19 protein-coding genes are annotated in these 23,320 nt (G+C 35.8%); 18 read left to right on the forward strand and 1 reads right to left on the reverse strand.

Annotated elements, in window-relative coordinates; all coding sequences use genetic code 11:
- The first annotated feature begins 3 nt into the window (after positions 1–3).
- From mutL to spoIIP, 13 genes are all read left to right on the forward strand, one after another.
- The gene (mutL, locus tag KHA93_RS05165) at positions 4–1,872 is read left to right on the forward strand and encodes a DNA mismatch repair endonuclease MutL (RefSeq protein WP_213109755.1); all 1,869 of its coding nucleotides are present in this window, start codon (positions 4–6) and stop codon (positions 1,870–1,872) included.
- A gap of 14 nt (positions 1,873–1,886) precedes the next feature.
- On the forward strand, positions 1,887–2,141 hold the full coding sequence (locus KHA93_RS05170) for a hypothetical protein (protein WP_213109756.1): 255 nt from the start codon (positions 1,887–1,889) through the stop codon (positions 2,139–2,141).
- Positions 2,142–2,404: 263 nt separating this feature from the next.
- Positions 2,405–3,898, forward strand: coding sequence for a glycerol kinase GlpK (glpK, locus tag KHA93_RS05175; RefSeq protein ID WP_213109757.1), 1,494 nt, complete (start codon positions 2,405–2,407; stop codon positions 3,896–3,898).
- 41 nt (positions 3,899–3,939) lie between these two features.
- Positions 3,940–5,580 (forward strand): glycerol-3-phosphate dehydrogenase/oxidase, encoded by a 1,641-nt coding sequence (locus KHA93_RS05180; RefSeq protein ID WP_213109758.1) that lies wholly within the window; start codon positions 3,940–3,942, stop codon positions 5,578–5,580.
- 44 nt (positions 5,581–5,624) lie between these two features.
- The gene (gene miaA / locus KHA93_RS05185; RefSeq protein WP_213109759.1) at positions 5,625–6,578 is read left to right on the forward strand and encodes a tRNA (adenosine(37)-N6)-dimethylallyltransferase MiaA; all 954 of its coding nucleotides are present in this window, start codon (positions 5,625–5,627) and stop codon (positions 6,576–6,578) included.
- A gap of 28 nt (positions 6,579–6,606) precedes the next feature.
- Positions 6,607–6,834, forward strand: coding sequence for an RNA chaperone Hfq (hfq, locus tag KHA93_RS05190; protein ID WP_213109760.1), 228 nt, complete (start codon positions 6,607–6,609; stop codon positions 6,832–6,834).
- A gap of 410 nt (positions 6,835–7,244) precedes the next feature.
- On the forward strand, positions 7,245–8,186 hold the full coding sequence (gene spoVK, locus KHA93_RS05195; RefSeq protein ID WP_213109761.1) for a stage V sporulation protein K: 942 nt from the start codon (positions 7,245–7,247) through the stop codon (positions 8,184–8,186).
- A 112-nt stretch (positions 8,187–8,298) separates the two neighbouring features.
- Positions 8,299–9,546: a GTPase HflX gene (gene hflX, locus KHA93_RS05200; protein WP_432806304.1), complete on the forward strand. Its 1,248-nt coding sequence runs from the start codon at positions 8,299–8,301 to the stop codon at positions 9,544–9,546.
- 14 nt (positions 9,547–9,560) lie between these two features.
- Positions 9,561–10,832, forward strand: a complete 1,272-nt coding sequence (locus KHA93_RS05205; protein WP_213109762.1) for a methionine gamma-lyase family protein — start codon at positions 9,561–9,563, stop codon at positions 10,830–10,832.
- Between the two features lie 122 nt (positions 10,833–10,954).
- On the forward strand, positions 10,955–12,292 hold the full coding sequence (gene glnA / locus KHA93_RS05210; RefSeq protein ID WP_213112780.1) for a type I glutamate--ammonia ligase: 1,338 nt from the start codon (positions 10,955–10,957) through the stop codon (positions 12,290–12,292).
- Between the two features lie 632 nt (positions 12,293–12,924).
- A complete protein-coding gene (locus tag KHA93_RS05215; protein WP_213109763.1) occupies positions 12,925–14,103 on the forward strand; it encodes an FtsW/RodA/SpoVE family cell cycle protein in 1,179 nt (392 codons plus the stop codon).
- 302 nt (positions 14,104–14,405) lie between these two features.
- Positions 14,406–17,156 (forward strand): phosphoenolpyruvate carboxylase, encoded by a 2,751-nt coding sequence (ppc, locus tag KHA93_RS05220; RefSeq protein WP_213109764.1) that lies wholly within the window; start codon positions 14,406–14,408, stop codon positions 17,154–17,156.
- A gap of 133 nt (positions 17,157–17,289) precedes the next feature.
- Entirely contained in the window at positions 17,290–18,384 is a 1,095-nt protein-coding gene (spoIIP, locus tag KHA93_RS05225) for a stage II sporulation protein P (RefSeq protein ID WP_213109765.1), read from the forward strand.
- Positions 18,385–18,415: 31 nt separating this feature from the next.
- Here the strand turns inward: spoIIP and lexA are convergent, their stop codons facing one another.
- Positions 18,416–19,039 carry a transcriptional repressor LexA gene (gene lexA / locus KHA93_RS05230; protein ID WP_213109766.1) on the reverse strand — a complete coding sequence of 208 codons (624 nt, stop codon included), beginning with the start codon at positions 19,037–19,039 and terminating at the stop codon, positions 18,416–18,418.
- A 160-nt stretch (positions 19,040–19,199) separates the two neighbouring features.
- On the opposite strand from lexA, the gene yneA reads away from it, so the two are divergent.
- The 5 genes from yneA to sirA all read left to right on the forward strand — a co-directional run bounded on the left by yneA (position 19,200) and on the right by sirA (position 23,271).
- Positions 19,200–19,520 carry a cell division suppressor protein YneA gene (gene yneA / locus KHA93_RS05235; RefSeq protein WP_213109767.1) on the forward strand — a complete coding sequence of 107 codons (321 nt, stop codon included), beginning with the start codon at positions 19,200–19,202 and terminating at the stop codon, positions 19,518–19,520.
- An 11-nt stretch (positions 19,521–19,531) separates the two neighbouring features.
- Positions 19,532–20,203, forward strand: coding sequence for a YneB family resolvase-like protein (locus KHA93_RS05240; RefSeq protein WP_213109768.1), 672 nt, complete (start codon positions 19,532–19,534; stop codon positions 20,201–20,203).
- Between the two features lie 88 nt (positions 20,204–20,291).
- On the forward strand, positions 20,292–20,525 hold the full coding sequence (locus KHA93_RS05245) for a DUF896 domain-containing protein (protein WP_213109769.1): 234 nt from the start codon (positions 20,292–20,294) through the stop codon (positions 20,523–20,525).
- A gap of 107 nt (positions 20,526–20,632) precedes the next feature.
- Positions 20,633–22,636 carry a transketolase gene (tkt, locus tag KHA93_RS05250; protein ID WP_213109770.1) on the forward strand — a complete coding sequence of 668 codons (2,004 nt, stop codon included), beginning with the start codon at positions 20,633–20,635 and terminating at the stop codon, positions 22,634–22,636.
- A gap of 197 nt (positions 22,637–22,833) precedes the next feature.
- A complete protein-coding gene (sirA, locus tag KHA93_RS05255; protein WP_213109771.1) occupies positions 22,834–23,271 on the forward strand; it encodes a sporulation inhibitor of replication protein SirA in 438 nt (145 codons plus the stop codon).
- Positions 23,272–23,320: the final 49 nt, after the last annotated feature.

The following is a 23,320-nucleotide window of genomic DNA, read 5'->3' on the forward strand; positions in this document are numbered from 1 at the left end:
GCAATGCACGAAATAATAGAATTAGATGACACTCTATCGAATAAAATCGCGGCGGGCGAAGTAGTGGAGCGCCCAGCCTCTGTCGTTAAGGAATTACTTGAGAATTCAATTGATGCAAAAAGTACAGTCATAGAAATAGATATAGAAGAAGCGGGATTAAGTAAAATAAGAATAATAGATAATGGAAACGGCATACAAGAAGAGGATGCACTTTTAGCTTTTAAAAGGCATGCTACAAGTAAAATAAAAGATGAAAATGATTTGTTTCGAATTAGAACACTTGGGTTTAGAGGCGAAGCACTTCCTAGTATCGCTTCTGTGTCTAATTTACAATTAGTATCAGCAAAAGCGGGTCAAGATGGAACAAAAGTGATTCTTGAAGGTGGCAAGCTAATTCTTCATGAAAAGGCTGCATCTAGAAAAGGAACCGATATTTCAGTAACTAATTTATTTTTCAATACACCTGCTCGCTTAAAATATTTAAAAACGATTCACACAGAAATCGGCCATATATCTGATATAGTGAATCGAATTGCATTAGCGCATCCGGAAGTGTCAATAAGATTGCGTCATAATGAACGTCTATTGCTTCATACGACTGGCAATGGTGATGTACGGCAAGTACTCGCAGCCATTTACGGAGTATCGATAGCTAAAAAAATGATTCCAATTCAATCTGAGTCGCTTGATTTTAAAGCATCTGGCTTTATTTCACTTCCAGAAGTGACTCGCGCATCTCGAAATTATTTATCAACAATGATTAATGGAAGATTTATTAAAAATTACTCGCTAATAAAAGCCGTTTTAGAAGGATATCATACTCTCTTACCAATTAATCGCTATCCTATCGTTTTATTATCAATTGAAATGGATCCAATTCTAGTCGATGTCAATGTTCACCCTGCTAAAATGGAAGTGCGGATAAGTAAAGAGACGGAACTCAATGAGCTGATTACTGCAACAATTAAAGCAACATTTAAAAAGAGAGAATTGATACCGTCAAGTAACCCTCTTACTAGTAAGAGACCTGTAAACATATCCGAACAAACATCTCTAGAATTGGAAAACAACCAAGTTGTTACAAAAAATCCATTCAAAACTCCGTCTAATAGCGGAATACAACAATATAGACAAAAAGAAACGCTATTGCCAACTGAGGATATGAAAAAGCTTTATGAGCCAGCAGAAGAGAAAATACCTTCAGGTTTTATTGCGAATGAACCTCAGATTGAAGAGAGTCCAGAAGTAGAGGAGCCAATAGTGGAAAGTACTCCTACTAAGGAAAATAACAGGATTCCTCCTCTTTATCCGATCGGACAAATGCATGGTACGTATATTTTTGCACAAAATGATCAAGGTCTTTATATGATTGATCAACATGCCGCACAGGAAAGAATTAAGTATGAATATTATCGTGAGAAAGTGGGAGAAGTCGATCAAGAAGTGCAGGAAATGCTTGTCCCTTTACACCTAGAGTTCTCACGGGATGAATTTATTAAAATAGAGGAATTCAAGCAGGAATTAGCACAGATTGGGATTTTCCTTGAAGATTTCGGAATGAGCAGCTATATGATCAGATCCCATCCTAGCTGGTTTCCTAAGGGTAAAGAAAAAGAAATTATCGAAGAAATGATTGAACAATTGCTTACAATGAAAAAAATAGACATAAAAAAAATTATGGAAGAAGCAGCTATTATGATGAGCTGTAAAGCTTCTATTAAAGCGAATCAATATTTGCGGAACGATGAAATCCAAGCATTATTAAATGAATTACGTAGAACCGAGGATCCATTTACTTGTCCGCATGGAAGACCCATTATCATTCATTTATCAACATATGAAATAGAAAAAATGTTTAAGAGAATTATGTAAAAGGTGGAGAAGAGTTGACAGTATTTTTAATAATAGCTGCAGTATTCACATGTATTGCTGCTTTAGTCGGAACGTTATTAGTTGGAAAAGATATTAGTGCACAAATGAAAGAATATGAAACGGAAGGGGACGCAATCGAGAACGAAATTGCTAGATCTCACGAATATGAAACAAAATCGGTTAGTGTCAATATTAAATCTCTTTCATGGATTTATATAGTACTAGTTTTAGTCGTTATTTTCGTTTGTATTGGTATATTCTTTTATTAAATTAAGGGACCTATTGAAGGTCTCTTTTATTTTATTTGTAGATTAGCGCTGTTAAAGCGATATTATTAGATTCGAGCTAGTTAACGAGTTGAAAAAAATCATTAGCATATAAATTGAAATTAAACTATAGCTTATTTTGAGGTATATTAAGTTTTTGTAAATTATAATATTATTATGTAAACAAAAACGTTATTTTAACAAATTTTACCTCATTTTGTTATACTAATAATAAGATAATTGAATTTTTGAGGAGTGGTTGCCTAGTGGAAAAATACATATTGTCACTTGATCAAGGGACAACGAGTACGAGGGCTATTTTGTTTACTAAAGAGGGGAAAATAAAACATATTTCTCAAAAAGAATTTACTCAATATTTTCCACAGCCTGGTTGGGTTGAGCATGATGCAAACGAAATTTGGGGATCCGTTTTGTCGGTGATTGCCACTTGTCTCACTGAAGCAGGAGTTAAACCATCTCAAGTATCAGGTATTGGAATAACGAATCAGCGCGAAACAACGGTTATATGGGATAAAGAAAGCGGAAAACCGATTTATCGTGCTATTGTATGGCAATCGAGACAAACTGAAAAAATCTGTAAGGATTTGAAAGATAATAACTTAGACGCTATTTTTAGAAGTAAAACGGGGCTACTTATTGATCCATATTTTTCAGGTACAAAAGTAAAATGGATACTTGATCACATAGATGGTGCACGAGAAAAGGCGGCACAAGGGAAACTTTTATTTGGTACGATTGACACCTGGATCATTTGGAAACTATCAGGCGGAACAGCTCATGTAACAGATTATTCAAATGCCAGCAGAACGTTGATGTACAATATTTTTGAGCTTAAATGGGACAAAGAGTTATTGGATTTGCTTGATGTACCTGAAATCATGCTTCCTGATGTAAGACCTTCTTCAGAAATATATGCACATACAGCAACGTATCATTTTTTCGGACAAAAAATACCTATCGCAGGTATTGCCGGGGACCAACAATCAGCATTATTCGGTCAAGCATGCTTTGAAAAAGGTATGGCCAAAAACACCTATGGTACAGGTTGTTTCATGTTGATGAATACAGGTGAAGAACCTGTTAGATCCGAAAATGGATTATTGACAACGATAGCTTGGGGACTGGATGGGAAAGTGGAGTATGCCTTAGAAGGTAGTATTTTTGTTGCTGGGTCGGCCATTCAGTGGCTTCGAGATGGGTTGAGATTGATTAGAGAAGCAAAGGAAAGTGAGCAGTACGCCCTTAATGTTGATTCATCTGATGGCGTTTATGTTGTACCTGCTTTTGTTGGTTTGGGCACCCCATATTGGGATAGTGATGTGAGAGGAGCCGTTTTTGGGTTGACACGTGGTACTTCGAAAGAGCATTTTATTCGTGCGACGTTAGAATCTTTGGCTTATCAAACGAAAGATGTGCTAATGGCGATGGAAATGGACTCCGGTATTTCCTTAAAAACATTGCGGGTCGACGGTGGAGCAGTTGCTAATAACTTTTTAATGCAGTTCCAAAGTGATCTTTTGCGAACAGCGGTAGAACGACCAGAAATTAATGAAACAACCGCACTTGGTTCAGCATATTTAGCAGGATTAGCAGTGGGTTTTTGGGAGAGTAAAGAAGAAATTACGAAAAAATGGGAATTGAATAAGCGGTTCCAACCAAATATGGATGTTGAGACTTCAAATGATTTATACGCTGGCTGGAATATTGCAGTTCAAGCAGCCACTCATTTTAAACGTTGAGTAATTCTTTCATCCAAATCTTTTTGAAAGGAAGGAAGAATGTGAATTCATTTTCAGGACTAAACCGGGGAAATCTATTAGATTTACTATCGAAAACTCAATATGATGTATTAGTCATTGGCGGCGGTATAACAGGTGCAGGAATCGCATTGGACGCCGTTACTAGAGGGATGAAAACAGCCCTTGTTGAAATGCAAGATTTTGCGGCTGGAACGTCTAGTCGTTCTACAAAACTAGTCCATGGCGGTTTACGATACTTGAAACAATTTGAGATAAAGGAAGTATCCGATCTCGGCAAAGAACGGGCGATTGTATATGAAAATGGTCCACATGTTACGACTCCTGAATGGATGCTCCTCCCTTTTTATGAAAAAGGTACTTTTGGAAAATTGACAACGTCTATTGGACTTAAAGTTTATGATTTTTTAGCAAATGTTAAAAAAGATGAACGCAGGAAGATATTGTCTAAGGACGAAACCTTATTAAAGGAACCTCTAATTAAGAAAGATGGATTATTAGGTAGCGGTTATTACGTTGAATATCGCACAGATGATGCGAGACTAACGATAGAAGTGATAAAAGCTGCAAGTGAGCATGGAGCTAGCTTAATGAATTATTCAAAGGTGGAAAAATTCCTTTATGATGAACGCGGAAAAGTAAGTGGTGCAATGATTAAAGATTTGGTTTCTGGTAAAGAATATACTATTCGTGCGAACATCACTATTAATGCTACTGGGCCATGGGTCGACGACTTGCGAACACTTGATCATTCTAAAGTAGGAAAACATTTACAGCTTTCTAAAGGAATTCATATCGTCTTTGATCAAACCAAATTTCCATTAAAACAAGCCGTATATTTTGATGCACCTGACGGCAGAATGATTTTTGCAATACCACGTGGCGGTAAGACATATATTGGGACTACGGATACTTTTTATAATGGTGATATACAAAATCCTACACCTCAACAAGAGGATATTCAATATGTTTTGGAATGTATCCAATACATGTTTCCTACATTGCAGCTATCTGAAACGGATATCGAATCCAGCTGGGCTGGCCTCAGACCATTAATACATGAAGATGGAAAAAAACCATCTGAAATATCCCGAAAAGATGAAATATGGGTTTCAGAAAGCGGATTAATAACGATAGCTGGAGGAAAATTGACAGGCTATAGAAAAATGGCTGAGACGGTTGTTAATCTTATTGCCAAGGAACTAAGCAAAGTAGATTCTAAAGTTTTTGGATCATCGAAAACAAAAGCTTTGCCAATATCAGGTGGGAATATTGGTGGTTCAGAAAGGCTAAAAGCGTTTATTAATCACCAAAAGGAAAGGGCAAAAGTTATAGGGCTTAGTGAGGTCGAGGCGGCACAGCTTACTGCTTTTTACGGTTCTAATGTGGAGGATGTCTATTCATTTATTGAAGAAGGAAAAACGTTGCCACCCATCATCTATGCACGTTTGATGTATGCCATTCATTATGAAATGACTATAAAACCGATCGATTTCTTCAATCGTCGAACAGGTTGGCTATATTTCAATTTTCCTGAGGTTGAAAAGTGGAAGAAGCCAGTTATGGAAATAATGTCCGATATTTATCAGTGGAATGAACAACAATATGAAGAATATGAAAGAGAGTTAGATCAAGCAATTATGACTACTAGCTTTCAAGTTTGAAAAGAAATTGGTAAGATAAGGCTATAACGAATGTATAATTCATAATGAAGAGGTTGGCACAGGAAATGCAAAAATTAATCGTTATAGTTGGTCCTACTGCAGTAGGCAAGACAAAATTAAGTATCGAAATGGCTAAACGTTTTAACGGTGAGATTATTAGCGGAGATTCCATGCAAGTATATAAAGGAATGGATATAGGGACAGCTAAAATAACCGCTGAAGAAATGGAGGGAATCCCACATCACCTCCTTGATATTAAAGAACCTGACAAGGCTTTTTCTGTTGCAGATTTTCAAAAGCTAGTCAGAGAAAAAATCAATGAAATTACTGATCGAGATGCTATTCCTATTATTGTGGGAGGTACTGGCCTCTATATCCAGGCGGTTTTATACGACTATCATTTTTCTGAAAGTACAAGTGAACACACGCATTTAGATTTACACGATATGAGTCCCTTGGAACTTCATAATAAACTCAAATCCATTGACCCGGAAAGTGCTAATAAAATTCATCCGAATAATGTTAGAAGGGTTATAAGAGCTTTGGAGATTTTTGAGCAAACTGGAAAGACAATGACAGAATTGCAAAGTGAACAAAAGAAGTCAATTTTGTATAATACCGCTCTCGTTGGACTATCAATGGATAGAGACAAATTATACGAACGAATTAACAAAAGGGTTGACATTATGGTTAAAGACGGACTTGTGAATGAGGTAAAACAATTTTATGATAGTGGTCTTTCTAGGGATGCCCAATCCGTTAAGGCGATCGGATATAAAGAAATATACGATTATTTAGATGAAAAAGTATCTTTGGATGAAGCAATCATACAATTAAAACAGAACTCGCGTCATTACGCAAAAAGACAATTTACATGGTTTCGTAATAAAATGGATGTTGCATGGTTTGACATGACGGAAGAAAGGGAACACTTGAAAAAAACAAGAGAGATTATTGATTTCATTGCAGGAAAGCTGCAAATTAAATCGAATACATAAGTATAGAGATAAAAGAGGAGGCCATTATATGAAACAACCAATTAATATTCAAGATCAATTCCTGAACCAATTAAGAAAGGAATCAGTTCCAGTTACTGTTTTCCTATTGAACGGTTTTCAACTCCGAGGAAATGTTAAAGGCTTTGATAATTTTACTGTATTGTTTGAAAGCGAAGGCAAACAACAGCTTGTTTTTAAACATGCCATCTCTACTTTCTCTCCTCAACGGAACGTTCAAATTAATTTTGAAGAGTAAATCCATTTTGTAAAAAACCGTCCTTTCCACTTAAAAAGGACATCACTTTGATTATGTGATGTTCTTTTAAGTAGAATTGGCGGTTTATTTCGTTTCATTTCCTATACTTATCATGAATATAATGTAAAACGCATAGTTTGGCTCCCCTTACAGTAATGGACTTTGTTAAACTAAATGTTAATTTTACAACTGAGTTGATTGGGGCGGAAGGGGTGAGACTCCTGCGGGAAAAAGAGTATACGGGAGGAGACCCCACATGCGCGTAAAGCGCCTAGGAGCCTCCTTAACTCCCTTCGGAAAGCGCGCGCCAAGAGCGTAAATCAACGTACAAAGTTTACAAGATCCACAAAATTAAATGGAACCAATCTCATTTCTGGGCGTATACTGTTTTTGAATGTGAGGTGATGGGGATGAGTGAGCCAATACGCATGAAAAATAATGGGCAAATCAGCATTATGTTAAATGTAAACAAAAGAGAAAAAATAAAGGTTCAAAATAAAGCGATATCTTCTAAACCATTATCACATGAACATGCAGTCTTAAACGAAATTGAAAATGAAATGAATACCCTCGTTGGAATGGATCAAATTAAAAAAATGATGAAAGAAGTTTATGCATGGATATATATTAATAAAAAAAGGGAAGAAGCTGGATTAAAAGCGGGTCAACAAGTCCTTCATATGATGTTTAAAGGAAACCCTGGCACTGGTAAAACGACAGTAGCTCGTTTAATCGGAAAGTTATTTCAAAAAATGGATGTTCTTCCGAAAGGTCATTTAATTGAAGCAGAGCGGGCAGATCTTGTTGGAGAATATATTGGCCATACAGCCCAAAAAACGCGTGATTTAATAAAAAAAGCAACCGGAGGTATTCTCTTTGTTGATGAGGCGTACTCGTTAGGCCGCGGTGGAGAAAAAGATTTTGGAAAAGAAGCGATAGATACATTAGTTAAGCATATGGAAGATAAACAAAATGAGTTTATTTTAATTCTTGCAGGATATTCTAGAGAAATGGATTACTTCCTTAGCTTAAATCCAGGTTTGCAATCACGATTTCCGCTCGTTTTTCATTTCCCAGACTATACTGTCAATGAATTAATGGAAATCGGGAAAAGAATGCTTGATGACAAGGAATATACGATTAGTAAGGATGCCGAAACTAAGTTAAAGGATCATCTATTATATGTAAGAGGAATAAAAGGCGATAGCTTTTCGAATGGGCGCTATGTACGCAATGTCCTAGAAAAAGCAATACGCTCTCAAGCAATGAGGCTATTAAATGAACATCATCTAGAACGAACGGTTTTATCATCTCTCATAGGCGATGATTTTATTTTTCCTGAGACAACATAATATGGATTCGGCTGTTCTTGCTTATCGGAACAGTCTTTCTTATTTTGATTCGTCTTCGACCATACTTTTTGTTATGATGAGGCTATGGTATTCGAAAGAAGGTGGGATTTTCTTGCAAAAAAATAAGGAAAAGGCAATTCTTGTCGGTTGTCAACTTCAAGATAGAGATGATCGATTTACATATTCAATGTCTGAACTCGATTCCTTAGTAGCTACTGCCAAGGGTGAGACAGTTGCTACCCTTTCACAAAAACTAGAAAGATTGCATCCTGCGACTTATATTGGAAAGGGGAAATTAGAAGAGCTTCAACAATTAGAAGAAGAACTTGAAGCAGATATTATCGTTATTAATGATGAATTAACCCCAAGTCAATTGCGTAACTTACAAAATAGTTTAGAAGCAAGAGTATTAGATCGAACGCAGCTGATTTTAGATATATTTGCACAGAGAGCTCGTTCTAAAGAAGGTAAATTACAAGTTGAATATGCTCAGCTTCAGTACTTATTACCACGGTTGGCTGGACAAGGAACAGCTCTTTCTAGACTTGGTGGTGGAATTGGAACTCGAGGTCCTGGAGAAACACAGCTTGAGACAGATCGACGTCATATTCGCCGAAGAATCAATGAGATTAAAAAACAGTTACAGCTTGTAGTTGAACAAAGGGAACGTTACAGGGTAAGAAGAAAAAGAAACAAAGCTTTCCAAATCGCCATTGTCGGTTATACAAATGCTGGAAAATCAACATTATTTAATCGCCTTTCAACAGCGGAATCTCTTGAAGAAAACCAATTATTTGCCACTTTAGATCCGATGACAAGAAAACTAGTTCTTCCTAGTGGATATTCAACAATCATTACCGATACGGTTGGGTTTATCCAAGATCTGCCTACTTCGTTAATTGCCGCTTTTCGTTCAACATTAGAAGAGGTAAAAGACGCTGATTTATTACTACATGTAGTGGACAGTTCTAATCCTGATTACGGTAACCATGAAAAAACAGTTCAAAAGCTTTTAAAAGAATTGGAAATGGATCAATTGCCTCAACTCACTGTGTACAATAAAGCAGATGAAATACATTCCGATTTTGTTCCTAGCTCAGGCGAGTACTTTATTATGAGCGCCTTCGATGAAAAGGATCGAAATCAATTGAAGAAAAGAATTGAAGATATCGCCGTTTTAAGTATGCATTATTATCAAGTTATCATTCCATCTAACGAAGGAAGGCTTTTATCGGTTTTAAAAAATGATACGATATTACGTGAACTTATTTTTATGGAGGAAGAGCAGGCTTATAAATGCAAAGGTTACGTGCATAAAGACCATCCAGTAATGGGTTCTTTAAAATTATTTGAGCTTTAAAGGGGTATCGCAACATGAATCATATTTTACATGATAACAAGGATTTACAATCCATCATTGAAGAAGTTGAAAATCAAATTTTACCGATTCATCGTGAAATTGAACGGATGATTGAGATTAATCAATACCGAGTGTTAAAAAGTTTCCAGGACAATCGTGTAAGTGACACTTATTTTACTCCTTCCACAGGATATGGATATGGGGATATCGGAAGAGATGCATTGGAAAAAATATATGCAGACGTATTTGGTGCCGAGGCAGGATTGGTAAGGCCGCAAATTATATCTGGAACACATGCTATCTCTATTGCTCTATTTGGAGTATTACGGCCAGGAGACGAACTTCTTTACATTACAGGGAAACCATACGATACATTAGAAGAAGTTGTCGGTATTCGGGGAGAAAACAATGGTTCTTTAAAGGAATTCGGGATTGGATATAACTGTGTCAAGCTAACGGAAAAGGGAGAAATCGATTATTCTGCTGTTAGTAAATCAATGAAGCCGAACACAAAAGTAATTGGAATTCAGAGGTCAAAAGGATACGCTGAAAGACCTTCATTCACAATTGAAGATATAAACGAAATGGTCCGTTTTGTTAAAGAGATTAATCCGGAAGTCATTGTATTTGTAGATAATTGTTATGGTGAATTTGTAGAGGAGTTCGAACCTTGCCATGTAGGCGCTGATTTAATGGCCGGTTCACTTATTAAAAACCCTGGTGGAGGTATAGTTAAAACTGGAGGCTATATTGTCGGCAAGAAAAAATGGGTGGATGCTTGTTCTTATCGCATGACTTCTCCCGGAATTGGATCTGAAGCAGGCGCATCTTTGTATAGCTTACTTGAAATGTATCAAGGTTTCTTCCTCGCTCCTCATGTAACAGGTCAAGCATTAAAGGGTGCTGTTTTTACTTCCGCCTTACTTGAACGCGTAGGGCTATCAACATTGCCAAAATGGAATGCAAAGAGAACTGATTTGATTCAGTCTGTTCAATTCGATAATGAACAAATGATGATTGAATTTTGTCAGGCTATTCAATATGCGTCTCCTGTAGATTCCTACGTAACCCCATACCCGAGCTATATGCCTGGTTATGAGGATGATGTCATTATGGCAGCTGGGGCATTTATTCAAGGTGCGAGCATCGAATTATCAGCCGATGGTCCAATTAGACCGCCATATACTGCCTATGTTCAAGGTGGATTAACATATGCACATGTAAAAATTGCCATAACAATGGCAGTAGATCGTTTGATAAAAAAAGGTTTAATTCATCTTAAATAAGGAATAAAAAGTAAAGACAGCAAAAAAAAAATGCTGTCTTTTTTTACTTTTTTTTTGTAAAATTTTAAAGTAGATTTTTTCATGATGTATGGACGTCAATTAAAACAGGAGGACTTATGGAAATGGGAATGTATACGAAAGAAAGTATTTTACAACTATCAGAAGAACAAAACGTAAAGTTCGTTAGGCTACAATTTACGGATATTTTAGGTACCGTAAAAAACGTAGAAATTCCAATAAGTCAGCTTGAAAAAGCCTTGGATAATAAAATGATGTTTGACGGTTCTTCAATTGAAGGGTTCGTTAGAATTGAAGAATCAGATATGTATCTTTATCCTGATTTAGATACATGGGTTATTTTCCCGTGGACTGCAGAAAAAGGTGGAAAAGTAGCTCGATTAATTTGTGACGTGTATGGTTCTGATTTAAAACCATTCCCAGGAGATCCTCGCAGTAATTTGAAAAGAGTATTAAAGGAAATGGAAAAGTTTGGGTTTTCAAATTTTAATCTAGGTCCTGAACCAGAATTCTTTTTATTTAAGTTAGACGAAAATGGCGACCCTACGCTAGATTTGAATGATAACGGCGGTTATTTTGACCTTGCTCCTACGGATCTTGGTGAAAACTGTCGCCGTGACATCGTATTGGAATTAGAGGAAATGGGATTCGAAATTGAAGCATCCCATCACGAAGAGGCGCCTGGACAGCATGAAATTGATTTTAAATATGCCGATGCTGTAAAAGCTTGTGACCAAATCCAAACATTTAAACTTGTCGTTAAAACAATAGCAAGAAAACATGGTTTGCATGCAACATTCATGGCAAAGCCATTATTTGGGGTAGCAGGTTCAGGAATGCATTTTAATATGTCATTATTTAAAAATGGGGAAAATGCATTTTTTGATGAAAATGGTGAGCTAAAAATGAGTGAAACAGCTTATCAATTTTTGGCAGGAGTACTTAAACATGCTCCAGGATTTACAGCCGTCACAAATCCAACTGTCAATTCATATAAAAGACTTGTTCCGGGATATGAAGCACCATGTTATATAGCATGGTCTGCACAAAATAGAAGCCCGTTAGTAAGAATACCTTCTTCACGCGGACTAAGCACTAGAATCGAAGTTCGGAGCGTAGACCCTACAGCAAATCCGTACCTTGCTATGGCAGTTTTATTAAAAGCAGGATTAAGTGGAATTGAAGATCAATTAACTCCACCACATTCTGTTGATAGAAATATTTATAGTATGAATAAATCTGAACGTATTGAAGAAGGAGTCCTCGATCTTCCTTCAAATCTATATGAAGCTCTAGAACAGTTAAAACTGGATGAAGTTATTAAAGCTGGCCTTGGGAAACATATTTTTGAGAATTTTGTTGAGGCAAAAGAAATTGAATGGGATATGTTCCGTACCCAAGTACACCCTTGGGAGAGGGAACAGTATATGAGAATGTATTAAGCTTAATATATAACTATGTAGAGTAGGGGTGTGAATGTGAGTTTGCTATGATTAAGCACCTACCCTTCTAACTCCCCCAAAAATGAAAAAAAAATCACTTGAAATGCTGTCCGTGTTTTCATAGAAACGGGCAGCATTTTTTTATTCTTACTGGAAATGTGATAATAAATATCAGAAATTATGCTTCAATATTCACCTGCAAAAACATCGGAGTATGCGAGAAGTAAGTCAATACCAAACTGTTTAAGATGAGTCTTAACAAGGAAAAAAATTTATTTGATCATTTGGCAAGCAAATTTAATGCATCGGTGATTATACATTCTGAGGGTATTTCCTAATTATCTAAAAAACTATATGATGATAAATGGGTTGTTTTTCTCGTACTGGAAGACCAGAAGACATGGTATTTCAAAATCTGCAATTTTTCAGGAACAGTGTAACGAGTTCATCTCATTACTATATGTACTATTTGTTTCTTCTAATATTTCTCCAATTATTGTTGTAATGACATTTCCATTTTTAAGCTTTATTTCAATATTATGAACACCAAATTTACTTCTTTTTATATTTAGTTCCATTCAGTATAATAAAAAAATGTCGAAGGAAAAAAATTAATACAAGGAGGCGAATCGATGACTTCTCAGAAAAAAACAATTCCTAGATTAGATTACGGTATTATTTTTTCATTAATGCTTCTGACGATTTTTAGTTTAATTACTATTTATAGTGCCCAGAAAACGGGACAATATGGTGATAGAAATTTTGTAATCGATCAGATTATGTGGTATATCATTAGTACAGTAGCGGTAATTGTTATTATGCAATTCGATTCAGACCAGTTGAAAAAAATAGCATGGTATTTATATGGTTTATTTTTTATTTTGTTAGTCGTTCTCTATATTGCTCCGGTAACACAATATACTCCAATTTTAAATGGTGCGAAAAGAATGTTTGTCATTCCAAAATTAGGTGCCCTCCAGCCTTCGGAATTTATGAAAGTATTTACCATTATTCTTCTTGCAAAAATATCCGCAAGCCATAACCTAAAATATATAAATAAAAATATAAAAACAGATTTATTGTTATTAATAAAACTTGGGGTAGTTACGGCGCTTCCTGCGGCAATCATCTATAAACAACCAGACTTAGGGACAGCACTTGTATTTGGTAGTATTTTATTGGCTATCATCCTTGTTTCAGGTATATCTTGGAAACTATTATTCCCTCTCTTTTCTTCCATGACAGTAATAGTTGGTGGAGTGCTTTATATTGCAATCTATCATCATGGGCTTTTACAGGGAATCTTAGCAGAACATCAGTATAAACGAATTTATTCGTGGCTGGATCCGTATTCTTATAGATCCGATGAAAGTTTTCAATTAGTCAAATCATTGCTTGCCATCGGCTCTGGTCAAACAACTGGTAAAGGGTATAAAAACGGTGAAGTATATATGCCAGAAAGCCATTCTGACTTCATTTTTAGCACAATAGGAGAAGAATTTGGCTTTATTGGCGGAAGTGTGTTAATTGGGTTATTTTTTATGCTTATCTATCAAATTACTAAAACAGGAATTGAAACGAAAAATCCTTTTTATTCTTATATTTGTGCAGGTGTTGTAGCAATGATTTCATTCCACGTATTTGAAAATATTGGTATGACCATAGGTTTAGTACCGATTACAGGAATACCGTTGCCATTTATTAGTTATGGAGGAAGTTCATTGCTAGGAACTATGATGTTAATCGGAATCATATTATCCATTCGTTACCATTATAAAAAATTTATGTTTGCAGATGACTCAGATTTTTAGAAGTAGCCTTTAGGAAGTGGACGGAGTTTTAAGTAATGTTGATATTAAGCGGAATTCCACTAATAGAGGAAATATTTGGCGTATTTTGACGCATCTATTTTCTAAAAATATCGTCAGTTATCATTTGATATGCAGAATTACCTATGATAAAATATTATGTACTTTCAGGTGGTACATAATCTATCGTACAGGGACAGTTTATACCCGTTGGGAGATAAACTGTCCTTGGTTTTATTAAATCTTTATTAATGAAATATTTTGTAAAAAGGTCTTGTCGTTTTTGGGGAATAGGAGGAGATAATATGTACAACACGGTTGATCATAACGCTCAATTGCGAAGCGATGTGAAAAAATTAGGAAATATCCTCGGTGAAATATTAGTTCATCACGGCGGTATTGAGCTTTTCAATAAAGTGGAAGCAATAAGAGAATTAACGAAAAGCTTACGCAAAGAATATAACGAAAAGACATATTCAGAATTAAAGGATATGATAAGTAAACTTGAGCCACCAACACGTCAGCAAGTTATTAGAGCATTCTCGATATACTTTCATCTTATTAATATTGCTGAACAAAATCATAGAATTCGTCGTAGAAGAGAATATCAGTTGCAAGATGTAGGCGGTCAACCTTTTTCATTGGAAAATGTAGTATCCAAAGTAAAAGAGTTAAAGTTATCGAACGAAGTGCTTCAACAAGTGTTAAATGATTTATCGATAGAACTAATTATCACAGCACACCCTACTGAAGCGACAAAACGAACAGTACTAGAAATTCAAAAAAGAATATCAACGATTCTCCAAAAACTTGATAATCCGTTAGTGACAAAGAAAGAACGTCGAAACTATGAAGACAGCTTGTTTAATGAAGTAACGGCTTTATGGCAAACGGATGAATTGCGACATAGAAAACCAAAAGTTTTGGATGAAGTAAGAAATGGCCTTTATTATTTCGATGAAACATTATTTGATACATTACCATCTGTGCATCAAGAACTGGAATTACAATTACAAGATAATATTCCCGACTATCATTTAGAAGTCCCGAACTTTCTCCACTTTGGATCGTGGATTGGTGGGGATCGCGATGGGAATCCAAATGTAACTCCTGAAATCACTTGGGAAACCTTGCAAATGCAGCGTAATCTTGTTTTAAAGAAGTATGATGAATCTATCAATGAATTAATGAAAAGATTTAGCCAATCCACCCAAAGAATTCATGTAAGTGAAGATTTAATTACTTCTGTTGAACATGATGAGCTGAAATATTTAACAGAGGATGAAAGATGGCCGATTGAATCCGAATTTTATCGAAGAAAATTTGCGATTATATTAAAAAGAATTCAGGAAATAGGTAAATCGGATTTAGGTTATAAGGATTCTAAAGAATTATTAAATGATTTGATTCAAATAATGGAAAGTGCTGAAAAACATCAGCCAGCTCATAAGAAGCTTAAAACGATTAGAAAGCTGATTAGACAAGTTAAATTATTCGGATTCCATTTAGCTACATTGGACATTAGAAACCATAGTGGTGAACATGAAGCAGCTATAAACGAATTACTAAAAGCGGTCAACATATCAGAAAACTATTCGGAGCTTTCTGAAGAAGACAAAATAGATGTTCTTCGAAAAGTATTAAAAGACCCAAGACCACTTCTTCTGCTTGAGGAAGGGTATTCGAAAGAAACAATAGCGGTATTGAATGTCTTTAAGCTTATAAAAAAAGCTCATATAGAATTTGGAAAACGTTCTATTGAAGTTTACTTAATTAGTATGACACAATCTGCGAGTGATATATTGGAAGTTCTTGTGCTTGCAAAGGAAGCTGGAATCTATCGCCTTTACTCTGATGGTAGACTAGAAAGTGACCTACATGTTGCTCCATTATTAGAAACGATTGATGATTTAATCGCAGGACCAAAAATATTAAAATCCTTGTTTGAAATGGATGTTTATCGTAATCATTTAAGTAAACGCGGAAATCATCAAGAAATTATGCTAGGATATTCCGATGGAAGTAAAGACGGCGGAACGTTAACGGCAAATTGGAAACTTTTTAAAGCTCAACAAGAAATTCATAATATGGCAAGAGAATTTAAGATTCGTCTAAAATTCTTCCATGGCCGTGGAGGTTCTCTTGGCCGTGGTGGTGGCTCATTAAATACAAGTATTCTTTCACAACCCGTTGAAACACTTGGTGATGGAGTAAAAATAACCGAGCAAGGAGAGGTTCTTTCTTCTAGATACTTATTTGAAGATATTGCCTACCGGAATTTAGAACAGGCAGCATCAGCTTTACTAGAAGCTTGCTCAAAGGTTGCTTCATCTAATGGTGATGCGTATTTTCGTAAAAAAGAATGGGAAGTTGCGATGGAGGATATTTCCAAGCATGCATTGGAAAAATACCAGTCGCTTGTATTTGGTGATAAAGACTTCTTAACATATTTTAATCAAGCAACACCATTAAAAGAATTGGGTGCTTTAAATATTGGTTCTCGCCCTATGAGTAGAAAGAATAGTCAGCGATTTGAAGATTTACGTGCCATCCCTTGGGTGTTTGCTTGGACACAGTCAAGGCAAATGATTCCTGCATGGTATGCAGCTGGTACAGGACTAGAGACATTCTTAAATCTAAACGAATCCAATCTTGAATTACTTCAAACAATGTATAAACATTGGCCTTTCTTTAAATCAACTATTAATAATTTGCAAATGGCGTTGTTGAAAGCAGATATGGCTACTGCAAAAGAATATTTGAGTTTAGTTGAGGACCCGGAAATGGCTAATCGGATTTTTGATAATATTTCCGATGAATATTACAGAGCGAGAAGAGTTCTATTACAAATTTCCGGAAACGAAGAATTATTAGCACATACGCCTAATATTCAAGAATCAGTCCATAGACGCAATCCTTATGTCGATCCTTTGAACTTCCTACAAGTAGACTTAATTAAAAAATTGAGAGAAACTGAAAATCCTTCAGATGAGCTCGTAACGGAAGTATTGCTTACAATTAATGGCGTTGCAGCAGGATTAGTGAATACAGGTTGATCTTTTATCAAAAAACCTTGTGGTTAATTAGAACCACAAGGTTTTTTGTCTTTCTATCAATAATTTTAATTTTTCATTCATAGTCTATTAACTTTTTCATATAAATGGAATGTAGTTACAATTTGAAAAAGGGATGAAGACGATGATTAAAGTTGCTGCAAGATCCTCACTATCGGTTATCGCTGTTTTTTTTATTATTTCTGTTATTGCTTTTTCAAGTTTAAAAATTAGTGCATTTTCGTTTATAGGAACGGAATCATCAAGAACAGATTCTTTACTCTATATATTATCGTTGGAAAATCACACTCTTCATTCAGTTATGCCTTCCCAGCCGGATCGATCACTAGGGAAAGTGGCATTGGAAATTTTAACAAATATCAATCTGGCCGATATGAAAACATTTTTATTTACAGAGATCCCTGGGTTATACGCATCAAGTCCAAAAATCCTCATCGCTGGACAAGGGACGGATTTTACAAACCTACCTATTGAATCACCTCCACCACAAGATTTTGGAGTACTAGACGAAACAAATGAAGCGGAAGTTGTACCAGATAATGAAAAAAGAGAATTAACAAATGATTATGTCGCTTTTATTTACCATACACACACATGGGAATCATATCTTCCACTACTTCCTGGGTCTACCAATCCATCTAGTAATGATAAAAATGTGACGGTACTAGGAAAAAGATTGGGTGAAAAACTTGAAGAAAACGGAATAAAAACGTTAGTCGATTCATCAGATATTCAGGAAAAGCTATTAAAAAGAGGTATGAAATACTACCAGTCATATGCGGTTTCACGAGAGAGTGTTGTAGAAGCATTGGGTCAAAATAAACAGTTACAACTCATGTTTGACATTCACCGGGATGCACAGAGAAAACATGTCACGACTAAAGAAATTAAGGGACAATCTTATGCGAAAGTTATGTTTGTAATTGGCAGTGGAAACCCGAACTATATGAAAAACATACAATTTGCCGATAAACTTCATAAATTACTTGAAAAGAGTTATCCAGGTTTATCAAGGGGGGTCCTTAATAAACCAAAAATAGAAGGAAACAATGGTGTATATAATCAAGACTTATTCGATCATAATCTTGTAATTGAAATAGGTGGAATTGATAACAATCTCGAGGAATTGAACCGAACAGTTGATGCATTGGCAGAAGTAATCAGTGAATATTATTGGGGAGAAGCTGTTGAAGCTAGTAAAAATAAATAGAGCCTGAAACTAAAGGCTCTATTCTCATAAATTAATGTATGACTTGTCTATATAGTCCAATTACTTTTCCTAATATAGAAACCTCACGTAAAATAATTGGTTCCATATTCGAATTTTCTGGTTGAAGGCGGAAATAATCTCTTTCTTTAAAGAATCTTTTTACAGTTGCTTCATTTTCATCAGTCATGGCTACAACGATTTCGCCATTATTTGCGGTACTTTGTTGACGTACGATAACGTAATCGCCGTTTAATATTCCAGCTTCAATCATACTTTCTCCAACAATTTCAAGCATGAATACTTGATCGTCTGCAGGTACATGCTGTTCAGGAAGAGGGAAGTACTCTTCAATATTTTCAATCGCAGAAATCGGTAAACCTGCAGTTACTTTACCGACTAAAGGAACATTGATCGTTCTATGTCGAGGTATTGAATCATCTTCAGGCTGTATAATTTCAATCGCTCTTGGCTTAGTTGGATCTCGTCGTATCAAACCTTTATTTTCTAATCGTTCAAGATGCCCATGAACGGTTGAGCTGGAGGCTAGTCCTACTGCTTCTCCAATTTCACGCACGGAAGGCGGATATCCTTTTGATCTAACTTCTAGTTTTATAAAGTCAAGAATATCTTGTTGTCTTTTCGATAGTTTTATCAATTATGTTCACTCTCCCTCATCTCAATAATAACTTAGCCTCATTATATCATGGACTCTCTATGTATACAAACATAAGTTCGAATTTTAGTTGACAACAAACATGCGTTCGTATTACAATCAATATTAAATAAGAACACATATTCGAAAGAAGGTTATATCGATGATCTCTTTATGGAAAAAATACTCATATGCTATTCTATTTTTTATAATTACATTACTAATGGGTTTTTATATACTATTTAATGGAGATGACAATCATACTGAAATAGTTTTTACTGTTCAAAATGGAGATACACTGTGGTCAATCTCTCAAAAAAATGCTGAACGTTTTGGAATGACTACATCTGATTTTATGAAACTATTAGAAAAGGAAAATCAATTAAAGACGACTTCAATCAAAAGCGGTGACAAGCTTGTCATTTCTGGATCTTATATACATATTTCTAATGACAACATTGAACTTGCATTTAAAGAGAAATGAGGCAGGAATGTATGAAAGCCATTATTTATTGTAGAGTTAGTACGGACAAAGCAACACAAGAAACATCCCTTAGTAGACAAGAAGAGGAATTACTCGCTGCTGCCAAAACATGGGGAATGGAAGTAGATGCAATTGTATGCGATCAATCAAGCGGGTATGATCTTGATAGGCCAGGTATCCTGACATTACTCGAGAAAATCAAATCAGATACAATTGACGCCGTATTAATTCAAGACGAAACGAGGCTTGGACGTGGAAATGCAAAAATTGCATTGCTTCATACGTTTTTTAAAGAAGGGGTAACACTCTATAATCTTTCACATAATGGGGAATTACAGCTTTCTGAGACTGATTCAATGGTTCTGAATATCGTCAGCATGGTTGAGGAATATCAAAGAAAACTACATAATATAAAAATCAAGCGCGGAATGAAAAAAGCAATCGAAAGAGGATATCGTCCTGAAAAAAATTTAAAAAAACGAGGGAATTTCGAAGGAAGAGAACGAAAAGAAGTTCCTCTTGAAGAAATTATCCGGCTAAGAAATAACGGACTTACATTTAGTGAAATTGCAGCAACAATGAGAGGCTTCGGCTATGAAGTTTCAAAAGCAACTGTACATAGAAGATATAAAGAATATACTGCAAAAAATGAAAATATAACAAAGAGGGCAGATGATTTGTAGTCTCCCTCTTTTTTTAGTACGATTAATTTTAATCTAAGGTTTTAAAAATGCCTTATTACAAAACCTTTATTTTAAGGAGAATTTCAATATGCTGTCAAAAGACAAACTAATGAGAATCAATCATTTAGCTAAAAAAGCAAAGGAGCAAGGACTTACACAAGAAGAAGCGAAGGAGCAGACAAGCTTGCGCTCCGAATATTTAAAGACATTTCGATCATCCATGAGAAAGACAATTGAAAATGTACGTGTATACGACGCAACAGGAGAAGATGTTACTCCAGAAAAAGTTAAAAGTATCCAAGCTAAGAAAAAATTGCATTAATTTGAATTTAACTTATATAACTTTCACAATTTTTAAAAATGGTTGTTTAATCAATCATTTATCATTATTATAGATATATGCAAAATTAGATAGAAAGGTTGTTGTCAATGTTTGAACAAGTAGATCAATTAGCTGTAAACACAATAAGAACGCTTTCTATTGATGCCATCGAAAAGGCAAAATCTGGTCATCCGGGTTTACCTATGGGGGCTGCACCAATGGCATACACTTTATGGACGCGTTTTATGAACCACAATCCTAAGAACCCTGAATGGTTTAATCGTGATAGATTTGTTCTTTCCGCTGGACACGGTTCCATGTTACTTTATAGTTTGCTCCATTTATCAGGATATGGAGTTGAAATTGAGGATTTGAAAAATTTCCGTCAATGGGGGAGCCGAACACCAGGACATCCAGAGTATGGCTATACACCAGGCGTAGAAGCAACAACTGGCCCTCTTGGACAAGGAATTGGAATGGCTGTTGGTATGGCTTTGGCAGAACGCCATTTAGCAGCAGTTTACAACAAAGATCAATATAATATTGTCGACCATTATACATATGCGATATGTGGTGATGGAGATTTAATGGAGGGAGTAGCTTCTGAAGCAGTTTCCCTTGCGGGTCACTTAAAGCTTGGAAAAATGATTTTATTATATGATTCCAATGATATTACCCTCGATGGTGAGTTGGATAAATCCTTTTCCGAAAATGTTGGTGAACGTTTCAAAGCCTATGGATGGCACTATATCAAGGTTGAAGATGGAAACAATATGGAGGAAATTGCTAAAGCGATTGAAGCCGCAAAAGCAGAGACTTCCAAACCAAGCCTCATTGAAGTAAAAACTGTTATTGGGTACGGTTCTCCGAATAAATCCGGAAAATCAGCTGTCCATGGCGCGCCACTGGGTGAGGCTGAAATGAAGCTGACGAAGGACTATTATAAATGGACATTCGAGGAAGACTTTTACGTTCCATCGGAAGTCTATGATGTTTTTGAAAAGACTGCCATCCAAAATGGTAAGGATAAGGAAGTTGAATGGGAAAGTCTTATGGCCCAATATAAGCAAGATCATCCGGAACTAGCTGCACAGCTTGAATCAGCGATTTCTGGTAAATTACCAGACGGTTGGGATAAAGATCTCCCAGTATTCGAAGAAGGAACAAGCATTGCGACTAGGAAGTCCAGTAATGATGCATTAAATGGCATTGCGAAAAACTTCCCTCATTTAATTGGAGGAGCAGCAGACTTGGCGGGCTCCAATTATACGATGATCAATGGAGAGACAGATTTAAGCGCAGATAATTACTCAGGAAAAAATGTTTGGTTTGGAGTAAGAGAGTTCGGTATGGGTGCAGCCATGAATGGGATTGCTCTCCACGGGGGACTTAAAGTTTTTGGCGGAACATTCTTTGTTTTCTCTGATTATTTACGTCCTGCTATTCGCTTAGCATCTCTTATGGAACTGCCAGTAACCTATGTATTAACGCATGACAGCATCGCGGTTGGGGAAGATGGTCCTACCCATGAACCAATTGAGCATCTTGCTGCATTAAGAGCAATGCCAGGTTTATCAATAATTAGACCAGCGGATGCAAATGAAACCGCAGTAGCGTGGCGTTTAGCAATTGAATCAAGCAATAAACCGACTGCATTAGTTTTGACGCGCCAAAACTTACCAACGCTGCCAGGAACTTCTGAAAATGCAAGAGAAGGAGTAGAAAAAGGTGCTTATGTCATTTCTCCTTCTGAAAATAATGTAGATGCGCTATTACTTGCAACAGGTTCTGAAGTGAATCTTGCAGTAGAGGCGCAAAAGGCTCTTGCACTAAAAGGCATCAATGTATCAGTTGTAAGTATGCCTTCGTGGGATCGTTTTGAGGCGCAAACAAAAGAGTATAAAGAATCAGTTCTTCCACGCTCTGTTAAGAAACGATTAGCGATTGAAATGGGTGCCTCATTTGGATGGGAAAGATATACAGGTGATGAAGGAGAGACTTTAGCAATTGATAAATTTGGAGCTTCTGCACCTGGTGATAAAATAATTGAAGAATATGGATTCACTGTCGAAAATGTAGTAGCCAAAGTAGAGAAGATGTTACAAAAATAAAATCATCTAAAAAAGAGAGGAGCAATATTTCCTCTCTTTTTTAATCGAAATAAGCAGGAAATATGAAATGATTCAAGAATAGTAATGATTGAAGTAAATAATCTATACTATTTTCATGTTTCATACAACATTAGACAAATATTTTACAAAACCTCGTCTACAATGGGAGAAAAGCTGACTGAGGAGTGAATAAATATATGAGAATCTATCTAATTTATTTAATAAAGGATGAATTTGCGGATTTTTTTTACGGAAGAGAATGTAAATTCGTAGAACTTTTCATTGCCGAGCGGAGATTACGTGGAGAAATGAAGGACATAGTTCAACAACAAATTAAATACATTACGAAACCATTGCCATATTTAGATCTACATAAACATCTAGCTCACTCAGTCCAAAATAAGGAATTTTATATAAAAGGGAAGGTTTATTGTGCCGAAAATACTGGCATACATGAAGGTGCAGAATTATCGATAGGGGAACGTTGCTTGCAGCTAAAGGCTTGGGGAAGCTACGCATTCGAATCGATATTTTTCGAAGTATTGAGGCAATTTAATGGCAAATTTTTGGCGATGGATATTGAAAATGATCAGTATGGTTGGGTAAAACCAATTAAAGAACGAAAATTCGTATGAAAACTTCATACATTATTGTATAATAATCGGGTATTTAGTAAACTGAAGT

It is taken from the genome of Lederbergia citrisecunda (assembly GCF_018343695.1).
Lineage (GTDB): Bacteria > Bacillota > Bacilli > Bacillales > Bacillaceae_C > Lederbergia > Lederbergia citrisecunda.

Coding starts and splice junctions, on each gene's coding strand:
- mutL (WP_213109755.1), top strand. CDS start 4: ATGCACGAAATAATAGAATTAGATGACACTCTATCGAATAAAATCGCG.
- miaA (WP_213109759.1), top strand. CDS start 5,625: ATGAAGAGGTTGGCACAGGAAATGCAAAAATTAATCGTTATAGTTGGT.
- hfq (WP_213109760.1), top strand. CDS start 6,607: ATGAAACAACCAATTAATATTCAAGATCAATTCCTGAACCAATTAAGA.
- spoVK (WP_213109761.1), top strand. CDS start 7,245: ATGAGTGAGCCAATACGCATGAAAAATAATGGGCAAATCAGCATTATG.
- KHA93_RS05205 (WP_213109762.1), top strand. CDS start 9,561: ATGAATCATATTTTACATGATAACAAGGATTTACAATCCATCATTGAA.
- glnA (WP_213112780.1), top strand. CDS start 10,955: ATGGGAATGTATACGAAAGAAAGTATTTTACAACTATCAGAAGAACAA.
- KHA93_RS05215 (WP_213109763.1), top strand. CDS start 12,925: ATGACTTCTCAGAAAAAAACAATTCCTAGATTAGATTACGGTATTATT.
- ppc (WP_213109764.1), top strand. CDS start 14,406: ATGTACAACACGGTTGATCATAACGCTCAATTGCGAAGCGATGTGAAA.
- spoIIP (WP_213109765.1), top strand. CDS start 17,290: ATGAAGACGATGATTAAAGTTGCTGCAAGATCCTCACTATCGGTTATC.
- yneA (WP_213109767.1), top strand. CDS start 19,200: ATGATCTCTTTATGGAAAAAATACTCATATGCTATTCTATTTTTTATA.
- KHA93_RS05240 (WP_213109768.1), top strand. CDS start 19,532: ATGAAAGCCATTATTTATTGTAGAGTTAGTACGGACAAAGCAACACAA.
- KHA93_RS05245 (WP_213109769.1), top strand. CDS start 20,292: ATGCTGTCAAAAGACAAACTAATGAGAATCAATCATTTAGCTAAAAAA.
- tkt (WP_213109770.1), top strand. CDS start 20,633: ATGTTTGAACAAGTAGATCAATTAGCTGTAAACACAATAAGAACGCTT.
- sirA (WP_213109771.1), top strand. CDS start 22,834: ATGAGAATCTATCTAATTTATTTAATAAAGGATGAATTTGCGGATTTT.